Genomic DNA, 25130 nt, shown 5'->3' on the forward strand with positions numbered 1-25130 from the left:
GACCACCCCTGCCCGCGTCCACCACTGCCCGCGGCTGGTCCACGCCCGCCCGCGTCCGGACCGTGCCCGCCGACGGCGTGCCGGTCAGGCCTCCAGGACCCGCCGCACCATCTCGCCCAGTGCCCCCCGGATCCGACCGGGGGTGAACTCTCTGCTGCGCAGCGCCTGTTGGAGGTCGGCGTCGACCATGGCGAGCAGCAGGTGCGAGGTGCCCTGGGCGTCCAGCTCCGGCCGCGCCTCGGCCAGCAGGACGGACAGGTGGCGCTGCCACAGGCAGTAGGAGCCGATCTGGTACCGGACGCCGGGCGCGGTGGTCTCCGAGAGCCGGACCAGTTCCAGGTTCGTGTCGAGCAGATCCAGATACGTGTCGAAGAAGGCGGTGATCCGCGTGCTCGGGTCGGCTCCGGGCCCCAGGGGCGGCGGCCCGAACAGCATCCTGCTCTGGAGCTCGCTCTCCTCGGCGTCGAGCAGGGCCACGGCGAGCCCGGACTTGCTCCCGAACCGGCGGAACAGCGTTCCCTTGCCCACGCCCGCGCGCGCCGCGATGGCGTCGAGGGACACGTTCTCGACACCGCGCTCCCCGAAGAGTTCGGCGGCGACCGCCAGGATGCGGTCGCGATTGCGCGCCGCGTCCGCCCGCTCGCGGATCGGCTTCCGGATGAGTTCGGTCACTTCAGGTGACCCGCTGGTCATGGTGCGTCTTCGTCCGTGATGTCGTAGGTGTGTCGGCTGTCGCGAGTGTACCCATCTCGGACATCACGCGCGCCTGGTGGACAGCGACCACACCTAACCCCCAACTGCCGTTCTTCGCCGTTCGTTTGCTTGCCCCCGTGAACACGATGTGTCAGGGTCGTTGCCGAAACGGACCGCAGTCCGCTTATGGGTGACCACCGTGACACAGCAGAGCGGCCGCCGCACCGCGTTCCCTTCAGAAGCCGGCCGCCCACGGAAGAGTTCCGTCAGCCCGATCGGCAGCTGCCCCCGCACACCGCGAGCACAGCGCGCCCGCGCGCGCACCACTCCCCCTGGCACGCCCGCCCTCGACCGGAGGAAGCATGACCACGCACACCAGCCCGACCAGCCCGGACAATCAGCTCCTGGACCTGACCCAGCACGAGATCCAGGCGCTGCGCACCAGGTTCAACCTCGCCGACGCCCACACCCACCAGCAGCAGTCGGACAGCCAGCGCGAGATCGTCGCCCGGCTGCCCGAGCTCTGGTACGAGGCGGAGCGCGGGCTGCAGGCGACGGCCGAGGAGCGCTTCATCGAGGCCTTCTTCACCCTGCACCGCCAGGACACCGCCCTGGCCAAGAACAAGACCCTGCTCTCGTACGCCGCCTCGATCTCGACGATGGTCGCCGGCATGTACCTCAAGCAGCAGCGCAAGTCGGTCACGCTGGTCGAGCCCTGTTTCGACAACCTCTACGACGTCCTGAACAACATGGGCGTACCCATGTACCCGATCGAGGAGTCGGCGCTCCACGACCCGGACCGGATCTACTCCGAGCTCAAGCGCCTGGTCCGCACCGACGCCCTGTTCCTCGTCGACCCGAACAACCCCACCGGCTTCACGCTGCTCCAGCACGGCCGCAAGGGCTTCGAAGAGGTGGTCCGCTTCTGCAAGGACCACAACAAGCTGCTGGTCATCGACTTCTGCTTCGCCTCGTTCACGCTGTACGACGAGAAGCTCGCCCGCTTCGACATCTACGAGCTCCTCGAGAGCTCCGGCATCTCGTACCTGGCCATCGAGGACACGGGCAAGACCTGGCCCGTCCAGGACGCCAAGGCGGCCATGATCACGGCCAGCGACGACATCCGCGAGGACGTCTACAACCTGCACACCAGCGTGCTGCTCAACGTCTCGCCCTTCGTGCTCAACATGCTGACCCAGTACGTCCGGGACTCCACCCGCGACCAGCTCGCCTCCGTCCGCGAGGTCCTCACGCAGAACCGCGAGGCGATACGCAAGACGATCGACGGCACGATCCTGGAGTACCAGGAGCCCGTCGCCGGAGTGAGCGTCGCCTGGGCGCGCATCAACCACCCCGAGCTGACCGCGACCGAACTGCAGCGCCTCCTGGCCGAGGCCGAGGTGTACGTCCTGCCCGGCCGGTTCTTCTACTGGAGCCAGCCCGACCGCGGCGAGGCCTTCGTCCGCTTCGCCCTCGCGCGCGACCCGCAGGTGTTCTCCGACGCCATGGCCCGGATGCGCGAGGTGCTCGACCGCCATGCCGTCTGACCCCCACGTCCGTGACGAGTACGCCGACGCCGCGCTCTTCCTCGGCATGAACAGCGAGGACGAGGACGTGCGCCGCGCCTGCAAGGCCTTCTTCGTCGACCGGCTCGACGGCAGCATCGTCATGAGCCTGGAGCAGGTGGGCCGCTGCGACGACATCATCTGGGGCTTCTCCCGCGAACTCCAGGACGCCTACTACCCGTTCATGGACAACCTGCACACCGTCATGGACATCCGGCGGCTCGGCTACGAGGAGGCCGACGTGCTGCGCGCCACCGACACGGAGCTGCCCCGGTCCCTTCCGGTGCACGAGCGGCTGCTCCTGGGCATGGTCCGGGGCCGCGAGGGGCTGCTGCACACGGCCAGCCCGCGCCTCGCGGCCACGACCGGGTTCGCGCTCCGCGCCGTGGCCGGCGCCGACGGGCCCGAAGCCCTCTTCCCCGAGCCGCTGGAAAGCCTCTACCAGCAGTCCCTCGCCCTGCGCGTGCCGGCCGAAGCCCTGTGACGGAGGACCGATGATCACCGGAATGACCACCGCGCTCGTCACCCCGGTCGACGCGGCGGGTGAGATCGACGAGAAGAGCATGGCCCGCCTGATCGCGACCGTACGGCCCTACGCGGACGCCCTGTTGCCGGCGCTGAGCACCGGCGAGGGGGGCTCCCTGTCGGACCGGCAGTGGCGGGACGCGCTGACCGCCGCCGTCCGGCACGCCGACGGTTTGCCGGTCCTCGCCGGCATCCTGCGGCCCACCACGGCCGCGGCCCTCGCCCTCGCCCGCGGCGCGGCCGGACTCGGCGCCGCCGCGGTCGTGGTCACCACCCCGTACGGCGCGGACGTGACCCAGGAGGAGATGTACCGCCACTTCGAGGCCGTGGCCGGAGCCGGACTGCCCGTGATCGTCTACCACGAGTCGGCCGTCTCCGGGAACAGCCTCGAGATCGGCACCCTGCTGCGCGTCTGCGCGCTGCCGGGAGTGGCCGGGGTCAAGGACTCCGCCGGGGATCCCGAGTTCACCCGCGCGCTGATCGCCGCCGGCCCCGGCGTACCCGTGGTCCAGGGGCTCGAACACCTCCTGCTGGACTCCGGACCCGTCGACGGCTGGGTCGTCGCACTGGGCAACGTCGAACCGGAGCTCTGCCGGGCCCTGTTGACCGACCGCGGCGAGGAGCGCGCGGCGCAACTGCACGCCGCGTACGCACGGTACGGCCTGGACCGGGACGACTGGTACCGCTCGCTGAAGACCGAACTGCTGCGGCGCGCCGTGATCGAGACCGACCGGGAGGTCCCGTGCTGAACGTGACACCGAAGCCCGCCGACAGCCCGCACAAGCGGCTGTTCATCCACAACCGCACCCTCCAGAACTCCACGGTCCTCGCCCGGATCGAGGACCTGGAGGCGGCCTGGATCGAGCCCCTCGTCGAGGACCTCGCCGACCGCACGCCGCCGCTCGCCGGCCGCGCGGAGTGGAAGGAACGCCTCGACGGACTGCTGGCCCTCGAACGCGAGGGCAGCCCGGCCGCGAGCTATCTCGCCGAGAAGGCCACCCTGGAGCAGTTCGCCCACGTGGTGCGGGAGTTCGCCCTCGACGGACTGACCGAGGCGCAGAACTTCTTCCCGGCCGTACCCCGGCTCCCCCTCCGCGCGCAGATGGCCGTGATGCGGGTGCTCATCGACGAGTTCGGCTGCGGCAACCTCCAGCAGACCCACTCCAAGCTCTACCTCGACCTGCTCGCCGAACTGGGGCTCCCCCAGGAGCTGGAGAGCTTCCTCGACACCACCGGCGACGAGACGTACGCCTTCCTCAACGTCTTCTACTGGCTCACCCAACGCGCCGCGCACGTCGAGTACTTCCTCGGCGCACTCGCCTACCTGGAGGCGAGCATCCCCGACGCCTTCACCGTGCAGGCCCGCGCCTGCGCCCGGCTCGGGATCGCGCAGGGCCGGTACTACACCGAGCACCTGCACATCGACACCTTCCACATGCGGGAGATGCAGACCGCGATCAAGGAGTACGAGGCGGTGCGCGGACTCGACGCGACGAAGCTCTGGGTCGGGGCGCAGTTGCTGTCCGGGCTGATCGGGGGCGCCTTCGACGCCGCCGTCGAGCGGGCGCGGGAGCTGGCATGAGCGACGCCGTACTGGAAGAGCTGCCGGGCGACCGGGTGCGGGTCCGCGTCGCGGGCCGGGAGTTCGTGATCGACGCCGCCTGTACGCACCGGCTCGGCCGGCTCGTGCACGGGCAGGTCAATCCGCGCACGCTGCGCATCACCTGCCCGCTGCACGGCACCGGCTTCGACCTCACCACCGGCTGCCCGGTGGCCGGCCCGGCGGCGGAGCCGCTCAGGGTCCACCACGCGGGCGTGCTCGGGCAGTCGTACGCGCCGCAGGACGTCTGGCTGCCTGCCTCCGAGCGGCTCCTCGAATGGGACGACGGCTTCCACGACCTCATGCTGGGCGACCGGCTGCGGATGGCCGCCTACAAGGCGGCCGTCACCGAGGCGGTACGGCCCGGCGCCACCGTCCTCGACCTGGGTACCGGGACCGGCATCCTGGCCCAGTGGGCGCTGGAGGCGGGAGCGGCCCGGGTCTACGGCATCGACCTCAACGAGAAGATCCTCCGGACCGCGACGCGGCGGCTCACCGAGGCCGGGTTCGGGGACCGTTTCCATCCGCTGCGCGGGTTCTCCTTCGACATCGAGCTGCCCGAGCGGGTGGACCTGATCATCTCCGAGATCATGGGCAACCTCGCCGACAACGAGAACTGCGTCGCGATCCTCGACGACGCCCGCGGCCGCTTCCTGCGGCCGGGCGGCACGATGCTCCCGGTGGCCGTGGAGAGCTATCTCGTACCGGTCACCGCGGAGGCGGCGCACGGCGCGGTGCGCGACGGAACGCCGCAGGACGCCGGGGACCCGGCCGAGTTCGCCGAGCTGCTGAAGGGGCGCGGGGCGCGGGACGCCTTCGACCTCTACTACGACGCGATCATCCCGGTCGGCGGCCAGCTCTCGGCGCCGCGGCTCCTGCGCCGGTACGCCTTCGAAGGGACGCACGGCGCGCACGAGACCTCGTACGAGGTTCCGCTCGTGTACACCGTCCAGCGGGCGGGGCTGTTCACCGGCTTCAAGGGCTACTTCGTGGCCACCCTCTCGGACACCGTGGCCCTGGACATCTCCGGCGACGAGGTCTCCGCGGACGATCCGCGGGCCCGGACGACCTCGGACAGCTGGAAGCACGCCTACCTGCCGGTCCGGGACGCCGTGCCGGTGCGGCCGGGCGACCGGATCGCGCTCACCTTCTCCCGGCGGCACCCGGCGGACACCGGATCCGGGTCCTTCGGGCAGGTCTACGGCTGGGAGGGCTCGGTCGTCTCCGGGGACGTCACCGTGGCCCGGTTCTCCCACAGCACCCGGCCCGACCAGGAAGGCTGGACACCGTGACCATGACGACCCCGACCACCACGACGGGCAGCCGGCTCACCGACCCGCGGCTGCCCGCGACGCCCGACACGATCAGCGTCTACACCGATCTGAACTGCTCCTTCGCCCATGTGGCCGTCCACCGGCTGCACGAGACCCGGCGCGAGCTGGGTCTGGAGGGCCGGATCTGGTTCGACTTCCGGGCCTTCCCCCTGGAGCTGTTCAACCGGGAGGTCAACGCCCGGCCCGGTGTCGACTCCGAGATCTCGGTCCTCGGCGCGCTCGAACCGGAGGCCGGGTGGCGGCTGTGGCAGGGGCCCGACTGGACCTACCCGGTCACCACCCTGCCCGCGCTCGAAGCGGTGCACGCGGCCAAGTCCCAGTCCCTGGAGGCCAGTGAGCGGCTCGATCGCGCGCTGCGCAGGGCCTTCTGGGCGGAGGGCCGCTGCATCTCGATGCGCCACGTCATCCTGGACGTGGCCGCCGCGACGGGCGCCGTCGAGGTGGACGCGCTCGCGAAGGCCCTGGACACGGGCTCGGCGCGGGCCGCCGTGACGGCCCAGTACGAGTCGGCGCGCGAGGGCCGGGTCAACTGCAGCCCGCACGTGTTCCTCCACGACGGCACCGACATGGCCAACCCCGGCATCGAGGCGCACTGGGTGAACGGCGACTTCGGGGAGGGCTTCCCCGTGATCGACCGGGACCGCCCGGAGGTCTACGAGGAGCTCCTCGCGCGCGCCGCCCGGCTGCTCTGAGGCTTCGCCCGGGTCCGGGCCCGCCGGGGGGCGGGCCCGGACCCGGGCGGGGTGGCTATACCCCGTCAGACACGGTCGGCCGCGATCAGGAGGTACTGGAAGGAGCCGTCCTTGTAGGACTCGATGAACGCCTCTTCGATGCCGGTGACCAGCGAGGACGTGGCCCGCAGTTCCCAGTAGGGCAGGGTCGCGGGGGTCAGGTCGATGACGGCCTGCGGCACGAGGCGGTTGTCCGCCATGGACCGCAAGTACTCCCGGCGGGAGTGGATGTTGCACTCGAAGTGCGCGTTGATCTGCGAGACCCACTTCGAGGGCTGGCCGTAGCGCGGGTTCCAGCAGCCGGTGATGGTCACGTACCGGCCGCCGACCTTCAGGACGCGGGAGTGCTCGGCGAAGAGGTCGTCCAGGTCGACGTACATGCTCGACTCGTTGTTCCAGGACGCCGTGGCCTGACCGGTCTCGAAGGGCGTGCCGAGCATGTTGCAGACGCGGGCCCGGACACTGTCCTCGATGCCGAGCTCACGGGCGCGCTGGTTGGCGAAGTCGGCCTGCTTGGCGGACAGGGTGACGCCCTCGACCTTGCATCCGAAGCGCTGGTGAGCCATGACCATCGAGCCGCCGCGACCGCATCCGGCGTCCACGAGCGTGTCCTCGCGGCCGACGGAGCCGAGGTGGTCCAGGAGGAGTTCGGCCTGCGCCGACTCCAGCCGGTGGAGCTCGGCGACCAGCTTCTTCTCGTAGGCGCCGTCGTCGGTGTCGCCGAGGGCGGCGTGGTCGACGTCGCCGATGCCGTAGTGGTGGTGGTACAGGCCGTCCACGTCGCCGAGGCGCAGGTTCACCGGCCTGGCCTCGTTGTTCCAGTAGCGGGCGATGTCCCCCTGGTAAGGGGTCGCCGGCCCGGGAATGATCACGGGGGCCGTGGTGGTGCCGTTGGAAACGGTGGTGCCGGTGGTGAGATCAGTGCTGGTCACTAATAGATCCGTCCTTACCAGAAGTCGGGCAGGCTGTAGCGATAGGTATTGGTCTGGTGCCAGTAGTGGTTGCCGTCGACCCAGACGGCGACTCCCCGCAGGAAGCGCAGGACGCTCGGGACGGGGCAGGCCGCGGCCAGGGCGGCGGCCTCCGCTTCGAAGGCGTGCATGAGGTCGTTGTGGACCTCGACCGCCTTCAGGTAGCCCTCCTTGTCGGAGGTCCCCTCCCGGTCGGCGATCACCACGGGAAGGTTCATGTGCCGTCCGGGGGCGGCGAGTTCCTTGGTGTAGGAGTAGAGGTCGTTGACGATCGTGGTGGCGTTTCCGGCGAGCGCGATGACCCGTTGCATGGCTGCCTGGGCGTGCAGATCGGCCGGGAGCTCGTACCCGCCGACGGTGTCGGTGATGGTGGGGCAGGGGCGGAAATTGTTGAACTGCCGCATGGCCAGGTACTCCCACACCTCGGGGACGTACTCCGTCTGGCTCCAGGCCGCCTCGGCGAGGTACCCCAGGTGCAGCCGGGCCATGTCGTGCCGGTAGCGGTCCGCCTGCGAGGGGCTGGCCTGCCGGAGGAAGTACTCCATGGCGGAGCCGTAGGCGCGCCGGGGCGCGTCCGACCGGAGCGACTCCGCCCACGCGGGCTCGTACTCCTTCGTCGTGTGGAGGGGGTCGATGGCGGTGTGCGCCAGCAGGAGGCGTCCGCCGAGGCCGATGGGCGAGCCGCCGTGGTCCTCGCAGTAGCAGTCGTCGACCGCGTTCTCGGCGACCATCAGCCGGGTGGCGACCATCAGGTGCTCGATGGTGGGAGCGTCCGGGTGGCAGGCCACCATGTAGCGCCCGACGTGGAAGCCGTCGAACTGGTTCTCCCAGGCGTCGGGGAACAGGTCGACCTCCTCCACCGCCCAGGCCTTGATCCGCCGGCTGACCTCCTCCACCCGCACCGGGTCCGGCTCCGGCACGGGGTGGTAGTAGAGGCCCGGGATCGGGTTTCCGGCGGCCGGAGCCCCGGGCTCCGGGGCTGCCTCGGGGACGGCGGGCTCTTCCCGGCGGGCCGGGTGCAGGCCCGTCGTGCCCAGGCCGCTGGGTCCGCCCAGGAGCCGTCGCAGGGCATCGCTCGGGGCGGGAGGGGAAGGCGGGGCGGAAGGGGTAGGCGGGGTGGGTAGGGCGGGCGCGGCGGCCGATGCCGACGGAACGGACGGGCCCGGCCGGCCGGCCGGGGCGGGCACTGCGGGCCCGGTCGGCACTGCGGGGCGGCCGGGTACCGCGGGCCCGGCCGGCAGGCCGCCGGACGCGTGGGCCCGGGCGCTGCCGAGGACGTGGGCTCCGAACTGGGCAGCGGCGCCGGGCAGGCTCGACTGCAGAGGGGAAGGCCCGGGCTCGGGCATCCGTGACTCCTTGGTGAGGTGGGTGTTCCGTCCCGGATCCCGGGCGCGCCCGGCCGGCCCGGGGGGTGTCTTGTCGGTCGGGCCGGATCAGGGAGCGGGGTCTGGTGCCGTGCATCGCAAGGCGGAGGAGAGGGTCGACGCGGAGCGTCGGCAAGTGACGACAACGCCGCGAGGTGCGGCACCAGACCCCGCGAGCCCGGCCTGATCGGCAAGACACCCCCCAGAGGGTCCGGGCTGTCGTACGGGGCTTCCGGCCGGTCAGTCGCTGCGGCGGGCGATCTGGACGTTCTCCAGGACGCCGAGGGCGTCGGGCACCAGGATCGCGGCGGAGTAGTAGGTGGTGACCAGGTAGGAGATGATCGACTTCTCGTCGATGCCCATGAAGCGGACCGACAGGCCCGGCTCGTACTCCTCCGGCAGGCCGGTCTGGCGCAGGCCGATGACGCCCTGGTTGTCCTCGCCGGTGCGCATGGCGAGGATCGAGCTGGTGTTCTCCTTGGTGATGGGGATCTTGTTGCACGGCAGGATCGGGACCCCGCGCCAGGCCGGGACCTGCTGTCCGCCCACGTCCACGTGGTCCGGGTAGAGCCCGCGGGCGTTCATCTCGCGGCCGATCGCCGCGATCGTGCGGGGGTGGGCGAGGAAGAGCTTGGTGCCGCGGCGGCGGCAGAGCAGCTCGTCCATGTCGTCCGGGGTGGGCGGGCCGGAGTGGGTCTGGATCCGCTGCTTGAAGGCGGCGTTGTGGAGCAGCCCGAACTCCCGGTTGTTCACCAGCTCGTGTTCCTGGCGCTCGCGCAACGCCTCGATGGTGAGCCGGAGTTGTTCCTCGGTCTGGTTCATCGGGCCGTTGTAGAGGTCGGCGACCCTCGTGTGGACCCGCAGGACGGTCTGGGCGATGGAGAGTTCGTACTCACGCGGCTTCGATTCGTAGTCCACGAAGGTGCCGGGCAGTTCGGCCTCGCCGGTGTGGCCGGCCGACATCGCGATCTCGGCCTCGCCGTGCTTGTTCTGCCGCTGCAGGGGCAGCGAGCTGAACCGCTGGATGTGCTCCTGGAGGTGCGGCGCGTTGGACACGATGCCGGCGAAGTCGGCGCGGGAGAGCGTGAGGAGGGTGCCGGGGGTCTCGGCGGTGGCGGTGTAGTCCCAGCGGGCGTCGGAGTCCAGCAGGGCGTTCTCGCCGAACCGGTCGCCGTCGGCGAGCACCGCGACGGAGATCTCGTCGCCGTACTTGCCCGCGGAGGTCTGGCTGATCCGGCCGTGGGCGATCAGGTGGATCTGCTCGGCAGGGGCGCCCCGCTCGACCAGCACCTCACCGGCACGGAAGTCGCGCTGGACGCAGCGGCCGGCGATCGCCGCCAGTACTTCCTCGTCGTCGAAGCCGCGCAGCAGGGCCAGTTCGCCGAGTTCGCGCGGGATCACCTGGACGCGGGCACCGTCCTGGACGAACTCGATGCTCCCGTCGCCGACGGTGTAGCTCAGCCGGCGGTTCACCCGGTAGGCACCGCCCTTGGTCTCCACCCAGGGCAGCATCCTCAGCAGCCAGCGGGAGGTGATCTCCTGCATCTGCGGGGCGGACTTGGTCGTGGTGGCAAGGTTGCGGGCGGCCGACGTGCCCAGGCTGGACTGCTTGGGCGGATCCAGCTGGGCTTCCGGGCTGGTGTCAACAGTCATCGGTCGAGCTCTCCTTCATCAGCGGGGAAAGGAAGGCGAACGTCTGGGCGTCCGTCCAGATCCCGGGGAACCGTAACGGCGGAGATCCCCGGCCCACCGTGAAAAAGCGGTGCCGTTGCTTCGTTCTGGTGATCCTGTCCCGCACGGGGTTTGTTCGGCGCACCGACGATTTCCGGCCGGGGCAGCTCCGGCCCTGACGTGATCGCGTCACCGTGCCACCGGAGCCCGGCCCGGAGCCCTGCCCGGCGACCTGCCCGGCGGGCCGGCGACTGGTGTCGCGTACGAATGCGCACCCCGCGCGGCCGTCGGCTTTCGTGGATTCGACCGAGATGTGCTTGACCGATCAAATCTCGGCACGTAACTTCGACCGCACCAACTCGAGAGCCACTGGAAGGAGGCGAAGCCGGATGTCGACCATCTCCGTACCGCTTCGCCTCGCACACCAGACCGCCTGGGCTCCGGGTCGCGTAGCACACGGCTGCTGAACAGCCCCCCTTCCGGCGTGCCCGATCGCGGCCCCGGAACTTTTCCATCACTCTGTCACCATTTTCGGCACCTCCTTGCGTGCCGGTTCGCCGCGCTCGCGGGACATCGAGCTGCGGCCACTGAACGAGAAAGCTCCTGCCATGGCGACTAGGACAGTCCGATCGACCGCGCCCCGAAACGGAGACGTACCGTGGTAGCGGCGCGGATCACGGTCAACGGGAAAGAAACACCGATCGCTCCGGCCGCAGCCCACACCTCGGTGCTGGACTTCCTGCGCGACCGCGGCCTCACCGGCACCAAGGAGGGCTGCGCCGAGGGCGAGTGCGGCGCCTGTTCGGTACTCGTGGCCCGGCCGGGTGTGAACAAGCCCACCGACTGGGTGGCCGTCAACGCCTGCCTGGTTCCGGCCCTGGCGCTCGACGGCCAGGAGGTCATCACCTCCGAAGGCCTCGCCACCGTCGACGAATCCGGCGCACCCACCGCGCTGCACCCCGTGCAGGAGGAGATGGCCGTCCGCGGCGGCTCCCAATGCGGTTACTGCACACCGGGGTTCATCTGCAGCATGGCCTCCGAGTACTACCGGCCCGACCGCTGCGCACACGCGGACCCGGCTGCGGACCCGGCCACCGACCCGGCCGACGGCGCCGACTCCGAGCACGGCCCGAACGGCTTCGATCTGCACGCACTGAGCGGAAACCTGTGCCGTTGCACCGGCTACCGCCCGATCCGCGACGCCGCGTTCGCCGTCGGTTCGCCCGCCGAGGACGACGTCCTGGCGCAGCGTCGCGAGCAGGCCCCGCCCGAGGCCGCCGCCACCGAATACGCCCGGGACGACAGCGAGTTCCTGCGGCCCGGCACCCTCGCGGAGACGGTGCGGCTGCTGGGCGAGCGGCCCGGGGCGGTGGTGGTCGCCGGCAGCACCGACTGGGGCGTGGAGGTGAACATCCGCTCCCGCCGCGCCACTTGTGTGGTCGCGGTCGACCGGCTGCCCGAACTGCGGGAGCTGCGCGTGGAGTCCGATCACATCGAGATCGGAGCGGCGCAGACGCTGACCGAGATCGAACGCCGCCTCGACGGCAGCGTCCCGCTCCTGGCGGAGCTGTTCCCGCAGTTCGCGTCCCGGCTGATCCGCAACAGTGCGACCCTCGGCGGCAACCTGGGGACCGGCTCCCCCATCGGTGACAGCCCGCCGGTGCTGCTCGCGCTGGAGGCCTCGCTGCTGCTGGCCGGCGCCGACGGTGAGCGCGAGGTCCCGCTGGCCGACTACTTCACCGGCTACCGGCAGAGCGTGCGCCGTCCCGGCGAGCTGATCCGCGCGGTGCGCGTCCCACTGCCGCTGTCGCCCGTCACGGCCTTCCACAAGATCGCCAAGCGGCGCTTCGACGACATCTCCAGCGTGGCGGTCGCCTTCGCGCTCGACATCGAGGACGGGATCGTCCGCAAGGCGCGCATCGGCCTGGGCGGCGTGGCCGCCACCCCGATCCGCGCCCTCTCCACCGAGGCGGCCCTGGAGGGCAAGGCCTGGACGGCGGAGACCGTCGCGGCCGCGGCCCGGGTCCTGCGGGCCGAGGGCACCCCGATGGACGACCACCGCGCCAGCGCCCTCTACCGCTCCGCGATGCTCGGCCAGAGCCTGAACAAGCTGTACGCGCAAACCACCGAGGCGGTGTCGTCATGAGCCAGTTGTCCGAGCGTCCCGAAAAGCCCGTCGTCGGTCTGTCGATGCCGCACGAGAGTGCGAACCTGCACGTCACCGGCGCGGCCCTCTACACCGACGACCTGGTCCACCGCACCAAGGACGTCCTGCACGCCTACCCGGTCCAGGTCATGAAGGCCCACGGCAGGATCACGGCGCTGCGCACCGAGCCGGCGCTCGCCGTGCCCGGTGTGGTCCGCGTACTGACCGGGGCCGACGTGCCCGGCGTCAACGACGCCGGGATGAAGCACGACGAACCGCTGTTCCCCGACACGGTCATGTTCCACGGCCACGCGGTGGCCTGGGTGCTGGGCGAGACGGTGGAGGCGGCCCGGCTCGGTGCGGCGGCCGTCGAGGTGGAACTCGACGAACAGCCCTCCGTGATCACCTTGCGGGAGGCAATCGAGAAGGAGAGCTTCCACGGCGCCCGGCCCCTGATGGTGACCGGTGACGTCGACGCCGGTTTCGAGGACTCCGCGCACGTGTTCGGCGGGGAGTTCCAGTTCTCCGACCAGGAGCACTTCTATCTCGAAACGCACGCGGCGCTCGCCCTCCTGGACGAGAACGGGCAGATGTTCGTCCAGAGCAGCACCCAGCACCCCTCGGAGACGCAGGAGATCGTCGCCCACGTACTCGGCCTGCACAGCCACGAGGTGACCGTGCAGTGCCTGCGGATGGGCGGTGGCTTCGGCGGCAAGGAGATGCAGCCGCACGGGTTCGCGGCCGTCGCCGCGCTCGGCGCCAAGCTCACCGGCCGGCCGGTCCGGGTACGGCTCAACCGGACCCAGGACCTGACCATGTCCGGCAAGCGCCACGGGTTCCACGCCACGTGGAAGATCGGCTTCGACGCCGAGGGCCGCATCCAGGCCCTGGACGCCACCCTGACCGCCGACGGCGGCTGGAGCCTGGACCTGTCCGAGCCCGTGGTGGCCCGCGCGCTGTGCCACATCGACAACACGTACTGGATCCCCAACGCGCGCATCGCCGGCCGCATCGCCAAGACCAACAAGGTCTCCAACACGGCCTTCCGCGGCTTCGGCGGCCCCCAGGGCATGCTGGTGATCGAGGACATCATGGGCCGGTGCGCGCCGCTGCTCGGCCTGGATCCGATGGAGTTGCGCGAGCGCAACTTCTACCGGCAGGGCCAGTCGACGCCGTACGGTCAGCCGGTCCCCCGCCCCGAGCGGATCTCCGCCATCTGGCAGCAGGTCCGCGAGGACGCCGCCCTGGCCGAGCGGGGACGCGAGATCGCGGCCTTCAACGCCGCGCACCCGCACACCAAGCGGGCGCTCGCGATGACCGGGATCAAGTTCGGCATCTCCTTCAACCTCACCGCCTTCAACCAGGCCGGTGCGCTGGTGCTGGTCTACAAGGACGGCTCCGTCCTGATCAACCACGGCGGCACCGAGATGGGCCAGGGCCTGCACACCAAGATGCTGCAGGTGGCCGCGACCACGCTCGGCATCCCGCTGCACAAGGTGCGGCTGGCCCCGACGCGCACCGACAAGGTGCCCAACACCTCGGCGACCGCCGCCAGTGCGGGGGCGGACCTCAACGGCGCGGCGGTGAAGAACGCCTGCGAGCAGATCCGCGAGCGACTGCTCCAGGTGGCCGGCACGCAGCTGGGTACGAACGCCTCGGACGTGCGCATCGTCGAGGGCGTCGCGCGCGCCCTGGGCGTCGACAAGGAGCTGGCCTGGGACGACCTGGTGCGCACCGCGTACTTCCAGCGGGTCCAGCTCTCGGCGGCCGGTTTCTACCGGACCGAGGGCCTGCACTGGGACGCGAAGGCGTTCCACGGCTCGCCGTTCAAGTACTTCTCCTACGGGGCAGCCGCGACCGAGGTGGAAGTGGACGGCTTCACCGGCGCGTACCGGATCCGGCGGGTGGACATCGTCCACGATGTCGGCGACAGCCTCTCCCCGATGATCGACATCGGTCAGGTCGAGGGCGGCTTCGTCCAGGGCGCGGGCTGGCTGACGCTGGAGGACATGCGCTGGGACTCCGGCGACGGCCCGAACCGGGGCCGCCTGCTGACCCAGGCCGCGAGCACCTACAAGCTGCCGAGCTTCTCCGAGATGCCCGAGGAGTTCAACGTCCGGCTGATGGAGAACGCCACCGAGGAGGGCGCCGTCTACGGGTCCAAGGCGGTCGGTGAGCCCCCGCTGATGCTGGCCTTCTCGGTGCGGGAGGCCTTGCGCCAGGCGGCCGCGGAGTTCGGGCCCGCCGGAATCAGCGTGGAGCTGGCCTCGCCGGCCACGCCGGAGGCGGTGTACTGGGCGATCGAAGGAGCCCGCGCGGGCGGTGCGCCCGGTGACGGGCACGCGCCCGAGGGCAGCGGGGTCCTCGCCGGTGCGGGTGCCGGTGCCGGTGCAGGTGCGGGTGCGGGTGCCGAAGCCGATGCAAGCGCCTTGAGCAATGTCTGACATGAGCTGGGTCGCCGCGGTCGCGCGGTTGCGGGCACGCCGGGAACCCGGCGTGCTCGTGACCGTCGCGACCGTGCGCGGCCACGCGCCCCGCCGGGCCGGTGCCAAGCTCGTCGTGGGACGGACCGAGACCTGGGGGTCGATCGGCGGGGGCAACATCGAGGCCGTCACCATCGACCGGGCGCGCGAGCTGTGCGGCGCGGCCGATCCGGAGACGGAGCTGATGGAGTTCGCCCTGAACGACAAGGTCACCAGCCGGCACGGCGTGCAGTGCTGCGGCGGGGCCGTCACCGTGCTGCTCGAACCGCTGCCGGTGGTCCAGGCCGTGGCCGTCTTCGGCGTCGGGCACGTCGGGCTGGAACTGGCGCGCATCCTGGCCCGCCAGGACCTCGACCTGCACCTCGTCGACAGCCGCCCCGACATGCTGACCGACGACCGGCTCGGTGTGCTCGGCGACGCGGTGGCGCAGGTCCACGTCCACCACACCCCGCTGCTGCCGGAGACGGTGCTCGGGGAGCTGCCGCCCGGCACCCACGTCCTGATCATGACGCACGATCACGCCGAGGACGCCGCGCTGTGCGACGCCGCCCTGCGCACCGACGGTCTCGGCTCGATCGGCCTGATCGGCTCGTCCGCGAAGTGGGCGCGGTTCCGGCAGCGGCTGGCCACCGAAGGCGGTCACGACGCCGGCACCATCGACCGGATCACGACCCCGATCGGATTGACCGGGATCACGGGCAAGGAGCCCGCCACGATCGCGGTGAGCGTCGCGGCGGACCTGCTCCGCACCTTCGAACAGGACCGCCAGTGGGCGGTCCCGGAGGTCCCGGCCGTCTCGGCGGTCCCGAACACCATCGCCGACGTGGCGTACCCGACGGTCACCGGCGGCGCGTGAGTCCTCGCGGGCGCACGCGCCGCCGGTGACCGGGCCGGGCCGGGCGGTCCCGCGCGTCGTTCAGTGCGCGGCGGTCCGCGCCGGGCGCCTGAGCAGGTAGCCGGCCGCGCCCAGGACGAGCACCGCCATGCAGGCGATGAACACCAGTCCCGCGCCCTCCAGCCCGAGGGGGCCCTCCAGTACGCCCACCCCGATCACGGGCAGCGAGATGCCCGTGTACGCCACCAGGAACAGCGTGGAGATCACGGCTGCCCGCTGGTCCGCGGGAGAGGCCCCGGCCACGGCGGACAGTGCCCCGCGGAAGGCGAGCCCCTGCCCGACCCCGCTGACGAGGGCGCTCAGCACCACCAGCGCCAGCAGGTCCCACCACAGCGCGCCCGCGAGGAACGCCAGCCCGGCGAGGAGCACGGCGCACCCCAGCGGCAGCGAACGCTCCACCCCGACGCGGCCGACGGCCAGCTGGCCTGCGGTGGAGGCGAAGAAGGCCAGGGCGACCACCAGCCCGCTCACGGCCCGGTCGTGCACGTCCAGGGACTCCGCGAGGAACGCCGGGCTGACGGAGGTGAACACCCCGAACAGGGCGAAGCCCACGAACGCGGCGGTCGCGGCCGGTCCGAACACCGCCCGCACCTGCGGGGGCAGAGCGGGTTTCTGCGGTCGTACGGTGCTCAGCGGGCGCCGCTCGCGCACCGTCTCGGGGAGCAGCAGCAGGACGACGGCCGCTCCCGCCACGAGGGCGAGGTGCACCACGAAGGGCAGGTACAGCGGCCAGGAGGCGTACTGCGCGAGGATTCCGGCGAGCAGCGGGCCGCAGCCCAGGCCGCCCATGTTGGCGGCCGTCGCGACGAACGTGGCCCGCGAGGCGCCGCCGGGCGGTGCCAGCTCCATCACGTACGCGGTGGCGGCCCCGGTGAACAGGCCGGCGGACAGGCCGGACAGCAGCCGTCCCGCGTACAGCCAGGGCATCGCGTCGGCGCACAGGAAGCAGACGGCGCTCGCCGCGGCGAAGCCCAGACCCGCCAGCAGCACCGGCCGCCGGCCCACGGAGTCGGAGGCATTGCCCGCGAGCAGCAGCACGCCGATCACCCCGAAGGCGTACACGGCGTACACCACGGTCACCATCAGCGCGGAGAAGCCGAACTTCTCCTGGTAGAGCCCGTAGAGGGGGGTCGGCAGCGTGGTGCCGGCCATGCAGACGACGAACACCGCCCCGGCCAGCAGGCACCGGCGCCACCCTTGTCGATCATGGTCCATGCCGCCGACCGTATCCCGTGGGGAGCCCGGGGCTCGCGTCGGTACACCAGTTTGTAGGTCACGTCCTTGGGGACCGGGTCCGGTGCGGTGTCGGTGTAGAGGAGCCGGATCGTGGTGAAGCGCCGCAGATCCGGATGCTCCGGCCAGGCCTGCGGATGGCTCAGCGTCACCGTGACCGGGTAGGCGCGGAAGCGGCCGGCCGCGCAGTACGGGCGGCAGTCGTTCACCATGTCGGTGCCGGTGGCCGTGGCGGTGCCCGGCCCCCAGCTCTCCCACCGGAGGCCGACGAGCCGGTTGTTCCCGTCGCCACAGGCGAGGATGTACTCCGCGGGACGCATCTGCGCCTTCGAGAAGCAGTCGACGAGCACCACCGGGTCCTGTGGATCCGGGGTCCGGGCCGAGAACGCGGACGCGGCGCCGCCGGTGGGTGCGGAGGGGGCCGCGGAGGCCGGGAGCACGGCGGCCGTCAGCGCCGCCACCGCGCACAGCAAGGTCGCCGTCCGGGCCGGGCGCCGGGATCCGCGCGCGGGGCGGCCACCTGCGGAAACGTTCACGGAAGACCTTCCTTGCCACTCTGCGCACCGTCGGCATCACCGGGGTCTTCCCAGCTTCCCCCATGGGGGTGAAGCCCGCACCCGCGGGAAGGGTGCGGGCGCCGGGTCACCGGTGCGGGCGCGGGGTCACTTGCGCAGCAGGGCGCAGACGAAGTCCTCCTGGACCTCCCGGACCTGTCCGAGCAGGTCCGGGTTGACGCTCAGGGAGGTCTGCGCGGTGATCGAGAAGGTCAGCGAGCGCCGGCCGTCCGCCGTGGCCGCCGCGAGCTGGGTGTAACCGGCCGTGTTGCCGGTGTGGCCGTACACCGTTCCGCAGCGCGTGGTGTAGCGGAAGATCCCCAGGCCCGCCTCGGAGCGGCCGGGGCCGGGGGGCTGGGACACGGCGCCGGGAATGAACCTGAACTGCTGGCGCCGGGTGCGCTCCGAGACGAGGGCGCCGCCCGCGTAGCCCCGGATGAAGGCGCTCAGGTCCTTCGGCGTCGAGACGATGCCTCCGGACGCCCAGGCCCCCGAGGCGCCGACGGCCTCGCTGACGTCGATGGGCCCCTCCTGCGGATCGATCTGGTAGCCGTGGAGGAAGGGGGTGGGCAGCCGGTATCCCTGGGGCAGGCTCGTGGCCCGCAGGCCCAGGGGCTCGTAGACGAACTCGCGCAGCAGCGTCTCGTACCGGCGTCCGGTGGCGGCCTCGGCCATGAGGGCGACGGCGATGTTGTCGGAGTTGGAGTACGCGTAGCGGCTGCCCGGGGGGAAGGCGAGGTCCTCGTCGGCGACGAACTCCAGCAGGCGGCGGGAGTCGAAGCGGTGACGGGGGTCCTGGGAGATGATGTCGATGAACCCCTGGGAGTTCGAGTAGTCGGGCAAGCCGCTGGTGTGATTCAGAAGTTGACGGAGCGTCACCGCGTGCCACGCGGCCGGCTGCCCGGGCAGCACCTCGCCGATCGTGTCGTCGAGGTGCAGCCGGCCGCGGTCGACGAGCCCGAGGGCCACCGCTCCGCTGAAGGCCTTCGCGACGCTGGCGATCCGCATGTGGTCCGTCGCCCGCGGCGGCCGGCCGCTCTCCACGTCGGCCACGCCCGCCCGGTAGACCTCCGTGTGCTCGCCGTCGCGCAGAACGGCGATGACCCCGGGGGGCCCGTCGGGCCGTTCCACCAGCTCCCTCAGCTCCTGGTGGAGGGCGGCCCCGGGGGGCGGATTCCGGTCCGCACCGGCCTGGGCGGGCTGCACGGAGACGGCGAGCAGGGCGCCGCACGCGGCGGTGGCGGCGGCCAGGCGCAGTGACGGACGGATCCGACCGGAGTGGCCGTGCGGGCGTCGGGACACGGAGGTACCTCCCGGGGAAGACGGACGCGGTGGCCCACGATGGCAGGGCCCGCACCGGCTCCGGCGCCGACGCGGCCGCACGCCGGCGCACCGTGGCCCATCCGGCCCTGCCGGGGCCGCGGCGACGTCCGGGGTGACGTCCGGGGTGACGTCCGCGGCCGGTGGCGGCTACCAGACGGGAATGGGCGCGGGCGCCTCCGTGCCCAGGTCCGGGGCGTCGCGGAGTTCGACGGTGGTCCCGGGCCGGTGCAGTTCGAGGATCACCAGGGTGTTCCCGCCGGCGTGCCACAGGGGACCCGGTGCGTACAGCGTCTTCTGCGGGCCGCGCTCCCAGAACCTGCCCAGGGCGAAGCCGTTCAGCCAGACCATGCCCTTGGTCCAGCCGGGCAGGGCGATGAACGCGTCGGCGGCGGCGTCCAGTTCGACGGTGACCCGGTGGAAGGACGGGCCGTCCGGGAGCGCACCGGAGCCGAACTCGAGTCCCGACAGGTCATCGAGGGGCAGCGGCCTGGTCTCCCAGCCGAACTGGTACTGGTTGTCCAGCCTGACCCCGTCGCGGATGCCCTTGCGATCGGCCAGCAGGGGACCGTAGTTGATGCGCCCCTGGTTCTCCACGAGGACGTCGAGTTCCGCTCCCCCGTCGGGCACGGCGACGGTCAGTGCCGCGAGCGGCTCGTCGCGTTCCAGCAGCCCGATCTCCCGTCCGTCCAGGAAGACCTGGGCGCGGTCGGCCAGTCCGTCGATGCGCAGCGCCGCCTCGGGCAGGGGTCCCCGCAGGCGGGTGCGGTAGTGGATCAGGCCCAGGGACTGGCCGGCTTCCTCCATGGTCAGGGGGTCGACGTGGTGCACGGGCTTGGAGAGCGCGTCCAGGGAGTCGGCCAGCGAGACGTGTTCGTCCACGGAGAGCACCCGGGGAGCCACGCGCGGGGGCAGGGCGGGGGGTTCGTGGGTGACGGGAGCGGTGTGGCGGCCGATGACCTCGCGGAAGAGGTGGAACTTCCGGGTGAGTTCGCCGGCTTCGCCGACGGGGGCGTCGTAGTCGTAGCTCGTCACGTCGGGCTGGTAGGTGGTGCCGTCGTGGTTGGCGCCGTTCCACCAGCCGAAGTTGGTGCCTCCGTGCCCCATGTAGATGTTCACCGAGGCGCCCGCGGCGAGCAGGCTGTCCAGGGTGGCGGCGGCGTCCTCGGCGTCGCGCGTGTGGTGCGGCTCGCCCCAGTGGTCGAACCAGCCGTGCCAGTACTCCACGCAGACCAGCGGGCCCTCCGGCTGGTACGTGCGCAGGATCGCGAGCGAGCTCTCGGGGCGCGAGCCGAAGGTTCCGGTGGTCAGGACGCCGGGGATGCGGCCGCCGAGCTGGAACCCGTGGTCGGCCCCGTCCGTGGTGAACAGCAGGCAGTCCAGGCCCCGTCGGACCAGGCCGTCGCGGAGGTGTTCCAGGTAGCCGGTGTCGTTGCCGAAACTGCCGTACTCGTTCTCCACGCCCACCGCCACGACCGGCCCGCCCCGGCTGCCGAGCAGGGGGAGCAGTACGGGGGCCAGGGTGTCGAACCACGCGTCGACCGCCGCCAGGTAGGCGGGGTCGCGGCGGCGGATCCGGATCGTGCGGTCGGCCAGCAGCCAGCCGGGCAGTCCGCCGAAGTCCCATTCGGCGCAGATGTAGGGGCCGGGCCGGACGATGACGTCGAGTCCCAGGGCGCCGGCGGTCCGGATGAAGGCCGCCACGTCGCCCGGCCCGTCGAAGGTGAACGTGCCGGGTCTGGGTTCGTGGACGTTCCAGGCCACGTAGGTCTCGACGGTGTTCACGCCCATCGCGCGCAGGCGCAGCAGGCGGTCGGCCCAGAGGCCGGGGTGCACCCGGAAGTAGTGGATGGCCGCGGAGACGATCCGGTGCGGGCGGCCGTTCCGCAGGAAGCCGGTCCCGTCCGTGGTCAGCGTCGTGTTCGGCGTCGTGTTCGGCGTCGTGACGGGCGGGTGGGGTGGCTTCACGTGTGCGCTCTCCTTCGGTGCTCCGGGTGGTGCTCGACTCGTCGGCCGACAGGGCTCCGGCAGGAGGAAACCCCCGCATGGAAAGCGCTTTCTACGGGCCTCGGATCACGCTAGGCCGAAGCAGCCCGGGGGGTCAAGGCGTTCAGGGCTACCCGCCGCCCCCGAGCAGCGGCGATCGACGGCCAGAGGGTATTCATTCGCCCGGGGCGGGCCCGGTCAGCCGGTACACGCGTTCCTTGAGTTCGCCGATCGCCTTGTAGTCGGCTTCGAGGGCCGCCGGGTCCGCGTCGGCCATGTAGACGGTGAGGGGGCTGCTGGGCAGGTCGACCGTCGGGCGGACCCGGCGGCCGGGACGGTACTTCACGGTGAGATCGCGCACGGTCGCCAGCGCGGTGATCTGCTCCACCACGGCCTCGTCCACGCCTTCGACGATCCCGTCCAGCGCGGTCGTGGTGTCGTGGACGAACGCCTCGATGAGCTTGGTGTACGTCCGGCCGCCGTAGCGCTGGCGGAACTCCCCGGGCCGTGCGTAGGCCAGTGCCGTCGCGGCGGCCTGGTCGATGCCGAGGCAGAGTTCCTGGAACCCGGCGTTCAGACCCCCGTTGAGGCGGGCGGCGACCTCCACGAGGACCGGGCCGGAGGCGGTCATGATGACCTCGGCGTGGACGGCTCCGTGCCGGATGTCCAAGGCCTCCAGGACGGTGTCCACGTAGGCGACCAGCTCGGGGACGGGATCCCGGCCCGGGTCGAGCAGGACGTCCCGGTCGTAGATGCGGCGGCCGGAGCCGATGTCCCGCTTGCGGTACTCCCAGACCCCGCACACGTACCGCTCCCCCTGGGAGCAGGCCATGTCCACCACGTACTCGGTGCCGTCGAGGTACGACTGCGCGAGGGCCTCGGTGTTGGGCTGCTGGAACAGGTCCCTGGCCGACATGACCGCGCGTGCGGCCCGGACGATCGCCTCGCCGTCCCGGCAGATGTGGACGTTGTCCGCCCCCGAGGAGCTGATCGGTTTCACCACGACGGGATGGACGCCCTCCCGCTCCGCCCAGGCGCGCAGCTCTTCGGGGTCGGCGGACCGGTACTGGCGCGCGCACCGGATGCCCGCCTCCCGCAGGGCCTCGATCATGAGGAACTTGTCCCGTCGCGCGGCCGACAGGCGGGTGCCGTTCGTCATCAGGCCGAGCCGCTCGCTCAGGTCGTCGGCGAGCCGGACCCCGAACTCGGCGCCGGCGAGCACGGCCAGCGGCCGGTGGCGGGCCAGCTCGCGGGCCGTGGTCCCGGGATCCGCGCAGACGAGGTTCTCCCGGTAGGCGGCGAGCAGGGGCGGGGCGAGGGGGGTGATGAGTTCGGGGGTGCTCTGGACGTGGACGGCCTCGACTCCGAGCCGGGCGAAGGCCGGCAGGAGGAAGTTCCCGGTCGAGTAACCGTCCACGATCGCCACGGTCGGGGTCACGTTCCGCGTGTGCGGCGTATTCACGTTCCGCGTGTGCGGCGTACTCATCGTCGTCCACCTGCCCAGGTCACGAGGGGCCCGCTGCCGAGGCCCGCGAACAACAGCACTGCGCTGAGGGCCAGCCAGCCGGGCAGCCCCATCCCGAGCGGCAGCAGGCTCATCACCGCGGGGGCGACGGCTTCGACGGCCCCGCTGCCCAGTCCGAACACACCGGCGTACTGGCCCTGCAGCCGGGCCGGCGCCAGGCCGAAGCAGTACTCGTAGGAGGCGGCCGCGTACCAGAGCTCGCCGAAGGCGAAGACGCCCATGCCGACGAGCAGCAGGGCCGAGGCCGTCCAGGGGGAGGTTCCCGCCGCGCAGGCCATCAGCATCAGGCCGGCGGCGAAGGCGGCGCCGGCCCAGGCCATGCGCCGGCCGGCCGTCCTGGCGTCGTGCACGCCCCGGCTCACGGGGACTTGGAGCAGCACCACGAAGGCCATGTTGAGCACCAGCACGGCCGAGACCATCCACCGGGGCGCGCTGGTGTGGCCGACGATCCACAGCGGGAGCAGGAAGCCGGAGGCGGCGTAGTTCAGGGACAGCACCGCGTTGACCAGCGTGGCGCTCAGGTACGTGCGGTCCCGCAGTGCGGCCCAGCCCCGTTCCGTCTCCCCGGCGGGGTCCGGGGCGGTTTCGGGCAGGCGCAGCCGCAGCAGGATGAGGCCGCAGCCGACGTAGGCGAGGGCGCGGCACACCACGAGGGCCAGGTACGCGGGCCGGCTGTCGATCTGGATGGCGAAGCCGGCCGCGACGGCGCCGAAGGCGAGGGCGAGGTTGGTCACCGACCGCAAATAGCCGATGAACAGGGTCGGGTTGCCGTCGGCGACCCCGCGGATGAGCGGCGCCTTGCTGGCCTCGTCCGCGGGGATGACCGCTCCCGCGACCAGGGAGACCGCGAAGAAGGACCAGAAGGATCCGATGAGGGTGAAGCAGGAGATCGCCACCCCGCCGCCGAGCATGACCGAGATGTGGACGCGTTTGGGTCCCCACTGGTCGGCCAGCCGTCCGACGAGGACTCCGGCGATCAGCCCCGTCATGGCCCCGCCGAACAGGCCCATCGCGACCTGTCCGGCCGGGAGTCCGACGACGCGGGTGAAGTACAGCACGCTCGCGGTGGTGAACATCCCGCCGCCGAAGCTGTTCGCGAAGGTGGCGACGGTCAGGATCCGCTGCGCCCGCGTGGCCGGCAGGAGCCTGCGCAGGCCGGCGCGCGGGGGCGGGGGCACGGGCCCGGCCGCGGGCGTGGACGTCACTGCCACAGTGCGTCCCCGAACCGGGCGCCGGGGCGCAGGACGTGCTGCAGCTCGCGGAGCTCGCGGGGCTTGAGGCCGTCGGGGACGACCACGAGCCGGGTACGGAACCAGTCCCACACCTCGACGAACCGGTCCTGGAGCTCCTCGGCGGAGTCCGCCATCACCATGAACTGGCCGATCCGCTGGCCGGTCCCGGCGACTTCGGGGGCGTGCTCCCCCACGGGCCGTTCGATCCGGACGAACTCCACGCCGGGCAGGGCGGAGACCTCCGCGGCCGAGGGGCAGTCGAGCAGCAGGCCGGCGTCCGCGGTGAGGTAGGCGCCGCCGACGACCGCGGGGCGGATCTTGACGTCGAGTTCGGGACGCCGGCCGAGGGCGACCTGGATGGCGCACTGCGCCAGGTCGACGTTGAACTTGGCCTGCACCACCTCCTGCACCAGGGCGCCGCCACGGCGCGCGGCGCATTCGCCGAAGGTGAGGGTGCCGGTTCCGGGGTCGTGGAAGAGCTCCAGGTGGAACATCCCGTCCCGCAGGCCCAGGGCCTCCAGGGACGCCTTGATCACGGGAAGTGCCCGGTCGTGGGCCCAGCCGTCGGAGGCCGGGTCGAAGTGGTGGAAGTGCAGGGGCCGGCCGGTGTCCACGGCCGTGAGGCAGGGGTCGCCGTACCGCCCGAGTGCGTAGAAGAGCAGTTCGCCCTCGTACAGGACGCCGTCGGCGATCCATTCCTCGCCCCGGACGAACTGCTCCAGGACGAAGGTGCGCTGCGGGGTGGCCTGCCTGCGGTACTCGTTGCTGCGCAGGCGGAGCTCGGCCGCGGAGGTGACGACGGTGGTCCGCTCGGTGGCCGCGCCCGCCACGGGCTTCAGCACGGCCCGCTCGAAGGGGAGCCGGTCGATCGCGGCGACGTCGTGCACGTCGTCGATGACCTCGGCTCCCGCGGTGGCGATGCCGGCGGCCCGGATCTCGCGCTTCTGCACGGACTTGTCGCGGAAGCGTACGGCGACCTCGGGCGGGGTGAAGGGCAGGCCGAGGTGGCGGGCGAGCAGGCCGACCATGACGAGGGAGTCCTCGTCGGTGGTGTACACGGCGTCGAAGGCCCGGCCGGTCAGACCGGCCCGGTCGAGCGCCATGAGGACGGCTTCCGGGTTGGTGTGGTCGTCCACGCGCAGCACGGTCACCTCGTCCGGTATCGCGATGTGCCCCTCGTCCCAGGAGGAGGCCCCGCAGAGGACGGTGGTGGCGAGGCCGAGGCGGACGCAGGCCCGCATGCCATAGCGGTCGAGGCCCACGATCAGGATCCTCGGGGGGCTTGCGTTCTCCATGGCGCTT

Annotated in this window: 20 protein-coding genes; 9 read left to right on the top strand and 11 right to left on the bottom strand. The window is 71.8% G+C overall.

What is annotated here, in order from left to right; genetic code table 11:
* Window positions 1–84 precede the first annotated feature (84 nt).
* Window positions 85–672, bottom strand: coding sequence for a TetR/AcrR family transcriptional regulator (locus tag AC3IX6_RS02880; protein WP_489368600.1), 588 nt, complete (start codon window positions 670–672; stop codon window positions 85–87).
* A gap of 383 nt (window positions 673–1055) precedes the next feature.
* Between AC3IX6_RS02880 and AC3IX6_RS02885 the strand changes: the two genes are divergently transcribed.
* From AC3IX6_RS02885 to AC3IX6_RS02910, 6 genes are read left to right on the top strand one after another with little or no spacing between them, the layout of a single operon-like run.
* Entirely contained in the window at window positions 1056–2240 is a 1185-nt protein-coding gene (locus AC3IX6_RS02885) for an aminotransferase class I/II-fold pyridoxal phosphate-dependent enzyme (protein WP_489368601.1), read from the top strand.
* Window positions 2230–2742: a DUF6190 family protein gene (locus tag AC3IX6_RS02890; protein WP_489368602.1), complete on the top strand. Its 513-nt coding sequence runs from the start codon at window positions 2230–2232 to the stop codon at window positions 2740–2742. The genes AC3IX6_RS02885 and AC3IX6_RS02890 overlap by 11 nt, the downstream gene beginning before the upstream one ends.
* A gap of 10 nt (window positions 2743–2752) precedes the next feature.
* The gene (locus tag AC3IX6_RS02895; protein WP_489368604.1) at window positions 2753–3532 is read left to right on the top strand and encodes a dihydrodipicolinate synthase family protein; all 780 of its coding nucleotides are present in this window, start codon (window positions 2753–2755) and stop codon (window positions 3530–3532) included.
* Window positions 3526–4365 (top strand): iron-containing redox enzyme family protein, encoded by an 840-nt coding sequence (locus tag AC3IX6_RS02900; RefSeq protein ID WP_489368605.1) that lies wholly within the window; start codon window positions 3526–3528, stop codon window positions 4363–4365. Before AC3IX6_RS02895 ends, AC3IX6_RS02900 begins: the two co-directional genes overlap by 7 nt.
* A complete protein-coding gene (locus AC3IX6_RS02905; protein WP_489368606.1) occupies window positions 4362–5675 on the top strand; it encodes a methyltransferase domain-containing protein in 1314 nt (437 codons plus the stop codon). The genes AC3IX6_RS02900 and AC3IX6_RS02905 overlap by 4 nt, the downstream gene beginning before the upstream one ends.
* A gap of 2 nt (window positions 5676–5677) precedes the next feature.
* A complete protein-coding gene (locus AC3IX6_RS02910) occupies window positions 5678–6409 on the top strand; it encodes a DsbA family oxidoreductase (RefSeq protein WP_489371717.1) in 732 nt (243 codons plus the stop codon).
* 65 nt (window positions 6410–6474) lie between these two features.
* Here AC3IX6_RS02910 and AC3IX6_RS02915 read toward each other — a convergent pair whose 3' ends face one another.
* From AC3IX6_RS02915 to AC3IX6_RS02925, 3 genes are all read right to left on the bottom strand, one after another.
* Window positions 6475–7380 (bottom strand): geranyl diphosphate 2-C-methyltransferase, encoded by a 906-nt coding sequence (locus tag AC3IX6_RS02915; RefSeq protein ID WP_489368607.1) that lies wholly within the window; start codon window positions 7378–7380, stop codon window positions 6475–6477.
* 14 nt (window positions 7381–7394) lie between these two features.
* Window positions 7395–8765, bottom strand: coding sequence for a family 2 encapsulin nanocompartment cargo protein terpene cyclase (locus AC3IX6_RS02920; protein ID WP_489368608.1), 1371 nt, complete (start codon window positions 8763–8765; stop codon window positions 7395–7397).
* Window positions 8766–9023: 258 nt separating this feature from the next.
* Window positions 9024–10436: a family 2B encapsulin nanocompartment shell protein gene (locus tag AC3IX6_RS02925; RefSeq protein WP_489368610.1), complete on the bottom strand. Its 1413-nt coding sequence runs from the start codon at window positions 10434–10436 to the stop codon at window positions 9024–9026.
* Between the two features lie 676 nt (window positions 10437–11112).
* On the opposite strand from AC3IX6_RS02925, the gene AC3IX6_RS02930 reads away from it, so the two are divergent.
* From AC3IX6_RS02930 to xdhC, 3 genes are read left to right on the top strand one after another with little or no spacing between them, the layout of a single operon-like run.
* Window positions 11113–12600 carry a xanthine dehydrogenase small subunit gene (locus AC3IX6_RS02930; RefSeq protein ID WP_489368611.1) on the top strand — a complete coding sequence of 496 codons (1488 nt, stop codon included), beginning with the start codon at window positions 11113–11115 and terminating at the stop codon, window positions 12598–12600.
* Window positions 12597–15044 carry a xanthine dehydrogenase molybdopterin binding subunit gene (gene xdhB, locus AC3IX6_RS02935; protein ID WP_489368612.1) on the top strand — a complete coding sequence of 816 codons (2448 nt, stop codon included), beginning with the start codon at window positions 12597–12599 and terminating at the stop codon, window positions 15042–15044. Before AC3IX6_RS02930 ends, xdhB begins: the two co-directional genes overlap by 4 nt.
* A 1-nt stretch (window position 15045) precedes the next feature.
* Window positions 15046–15939: a xanthine dehydrogenase accessory protein XdhC gene (gene xdhC / locus AC3IX6_RS02940; RefSeq protein WP_489371718.1), complete on the top strand. Its 894-nt coding sequence runs from the start codon at window positions 15046–15048 to the stop codon at window positions 15937–15939.
* A gap of 60 nt (window positions 15940–15999) precedes the next feature.
* Here xdhC and AC3IX6_RS02945 read toward each other — a convergent pair whose 3' ends face one another.
* The 7 genes from AC3IX6_RS02945 to AC3IX6_RS02975 all read right to left on the bottom strand — a co-directional run bounded on the left by AC3IX6_RS02945 (window position 16000) and on the right by AC3IX6_RS02975 (window position 25123).
* A complete protein-coding gene (locus tag AC3IX6_RS02945; protein ID WP_489371719.1) occupies window positions 16000–17130 on the bottom strand; it encodes an MFS transporter in 1131 nt (376 codons plus the stop codon).
* Entirely contained in the window at window positions 17061–17747 is a 687-nt protein-coding gene (locus tag AC3IX6_RS02950) for a hypothetical protein (protein WP_489368614.1), read from the bottom strand. Before AC3IX6_RS02950 ends, AC3IX6_RS02945 begins: the two co-directional genes overlap by 70 nt.
* Before the next feature lie 126 nt (window positions 17748–17873).
* Window positions 17874–19067, bottom strand: a complete 1194-nt coding sequence (locus AC3IX6_RS02955) for a serine hydrolase domain-containing protein (RefSeq protein WP_489368615.1) — start codon at window positions 19065–19067, stop codon at window positions 17874–17876.
* A gap of 168 nt (window positions 19068–19235) precedes the next feature.
* Window positions 19236–21053: a glycoside hydrolase family 35 protein gene (locus tag AC3IX6_RS02960; RefSeq protein ID WP_489368616.1), complete on the bottom strand. Its 1818-nt coding sequence runs from the start codon at window positions 21051–21053 to the stop codon at window positions 19236–19238.
* Between the two features lie 193 nt (window positions 21054–21246).
* Window positions 21247–22509, bottom strand: coding sequence for an ATP-grasp domain-containing protein (locus AC3IX6_RS02965; protein ID WP_489368617.1), 1263 nt, complete (start codon window positions 22507–22509; stop codon window positions 21247–21249).
* Between the two features lie 44 nt (window positions 22510–22553).
* Window positions 22554–23801, bottom strand: coding sequence for an MFS transporter (locus tag AC3IX6_RS02970; RefSeq protein WP_489368618.1), 1248 nt, complete (start codon window positions 23799–23801; stop codon window positions 22554–22556).
* The gene (locus AC3IX6_RS02975; RefSeq protein ID WP_489368619.1) at window positions 23798–25123 is read right to left on the bottom strand and encodes a hypothetical protein; all 1326 of its coding nucleotides are present in this window, start codon (window positions 25121–25123) and stop codon (window positions 23798–23800) included. Before AC3IX6_RS02975 ends, AC3IX6_RS02970 begins: the two co-directional genes overlap by 4 nt.
* Window positions 25124–25130 lie beyond the last annotated feature (7 nt).

The sequence above is a fragment of the Streptomyces sp. GL_141 genome (assembly GCF_057834385.1).

What these genes read in the sequence shown, in the direction of transcription:
- AC3IX6_RS02895 (WP_489368604.1), top strand. Translation starts at nt 2,753, where the DNA reads ATGATCACCGGAATGACCACCGCGCTCGTCACCCCGGTCGACGCGGCG.
- AC3IX6_RS02945 (WP_489371719.1), bottom strand. Translation starts at nt 17,130, where the DNA reads ATGGCCGGCACCACGCTGCCGACCCCCCTCTACGGGCTCTACCAGGAG.
- AC3IX6_RS02890 (WP_489368602.1), top strand. Translation starts at nt 2,230, where the DNA reads ATGCCGTCTGACCCCCACGTCCGTGACGAGTACGCCGACGCCGCGCTC.
- AC3IX6_RS02910 (WP_489371717.1), top strand. Translation starts at nt 5,678, where the DNA reads ATGACGACCCCGACCACCACGACGGGCAGCCGGCTCACCGACCCGCGG.
- AC3IX6_RS02920 (WP_489368608.1), bottom strand. Translation starts at nt 8,765, where the DNA reads ATGCCCGAGCCCGGGCCTTCCCCTCTGCAGTCGAGCCTGCCCGGCGCC.
- AC3IX6_RS02905 (WP_489368606.1), top strand. Translation starts at nt 4,362, where the DNA reads ATGAGCGACGCCGTACTGGAAGAGCTGCCGGGCGACCGGGTGCGGGTC.
- xdhC (WP_489371718.1), top strand. Translation starts at nt 15,046, where the DNA reads ATGAGCTGGGTCGCCGCGGTCGCGCGGTTGCGGGCACGCCGGGAACCC.
- xdhB (WP_489368612.1), top strand. Translation starts at nt 12,597, where the DNA reads ATGAGCCAGTTGTCCGAGCGTCCCGAAAAGCCCGTCGTCGGTCTGTCG.
- AC3IX6_RS02975 (WP_489368619.1), bottom strand. Translation starts at nt 25,123, where the DNA reads ATGGAGAACGCAAGCCCCCCGAGGATCCTGATCGTGGGCCTCGACCGC.
- AC3IX6_RS02925 (WP_489368610.1), bottom strand. Translation starts at nt 10,436, where the DNA reads ATGACTGTTGACACCAGCCCGGAAGCCCAGCTGGATCCGCCCAAGCAG.
- AC3IX6_RS02885 (WP_489368601.1), top strand. Translation starts at nt 1,056, where the DNA reads ATGACCACGCACACCAGCCCGACCAGCCCGGACAATCAGCTCCTGGAC.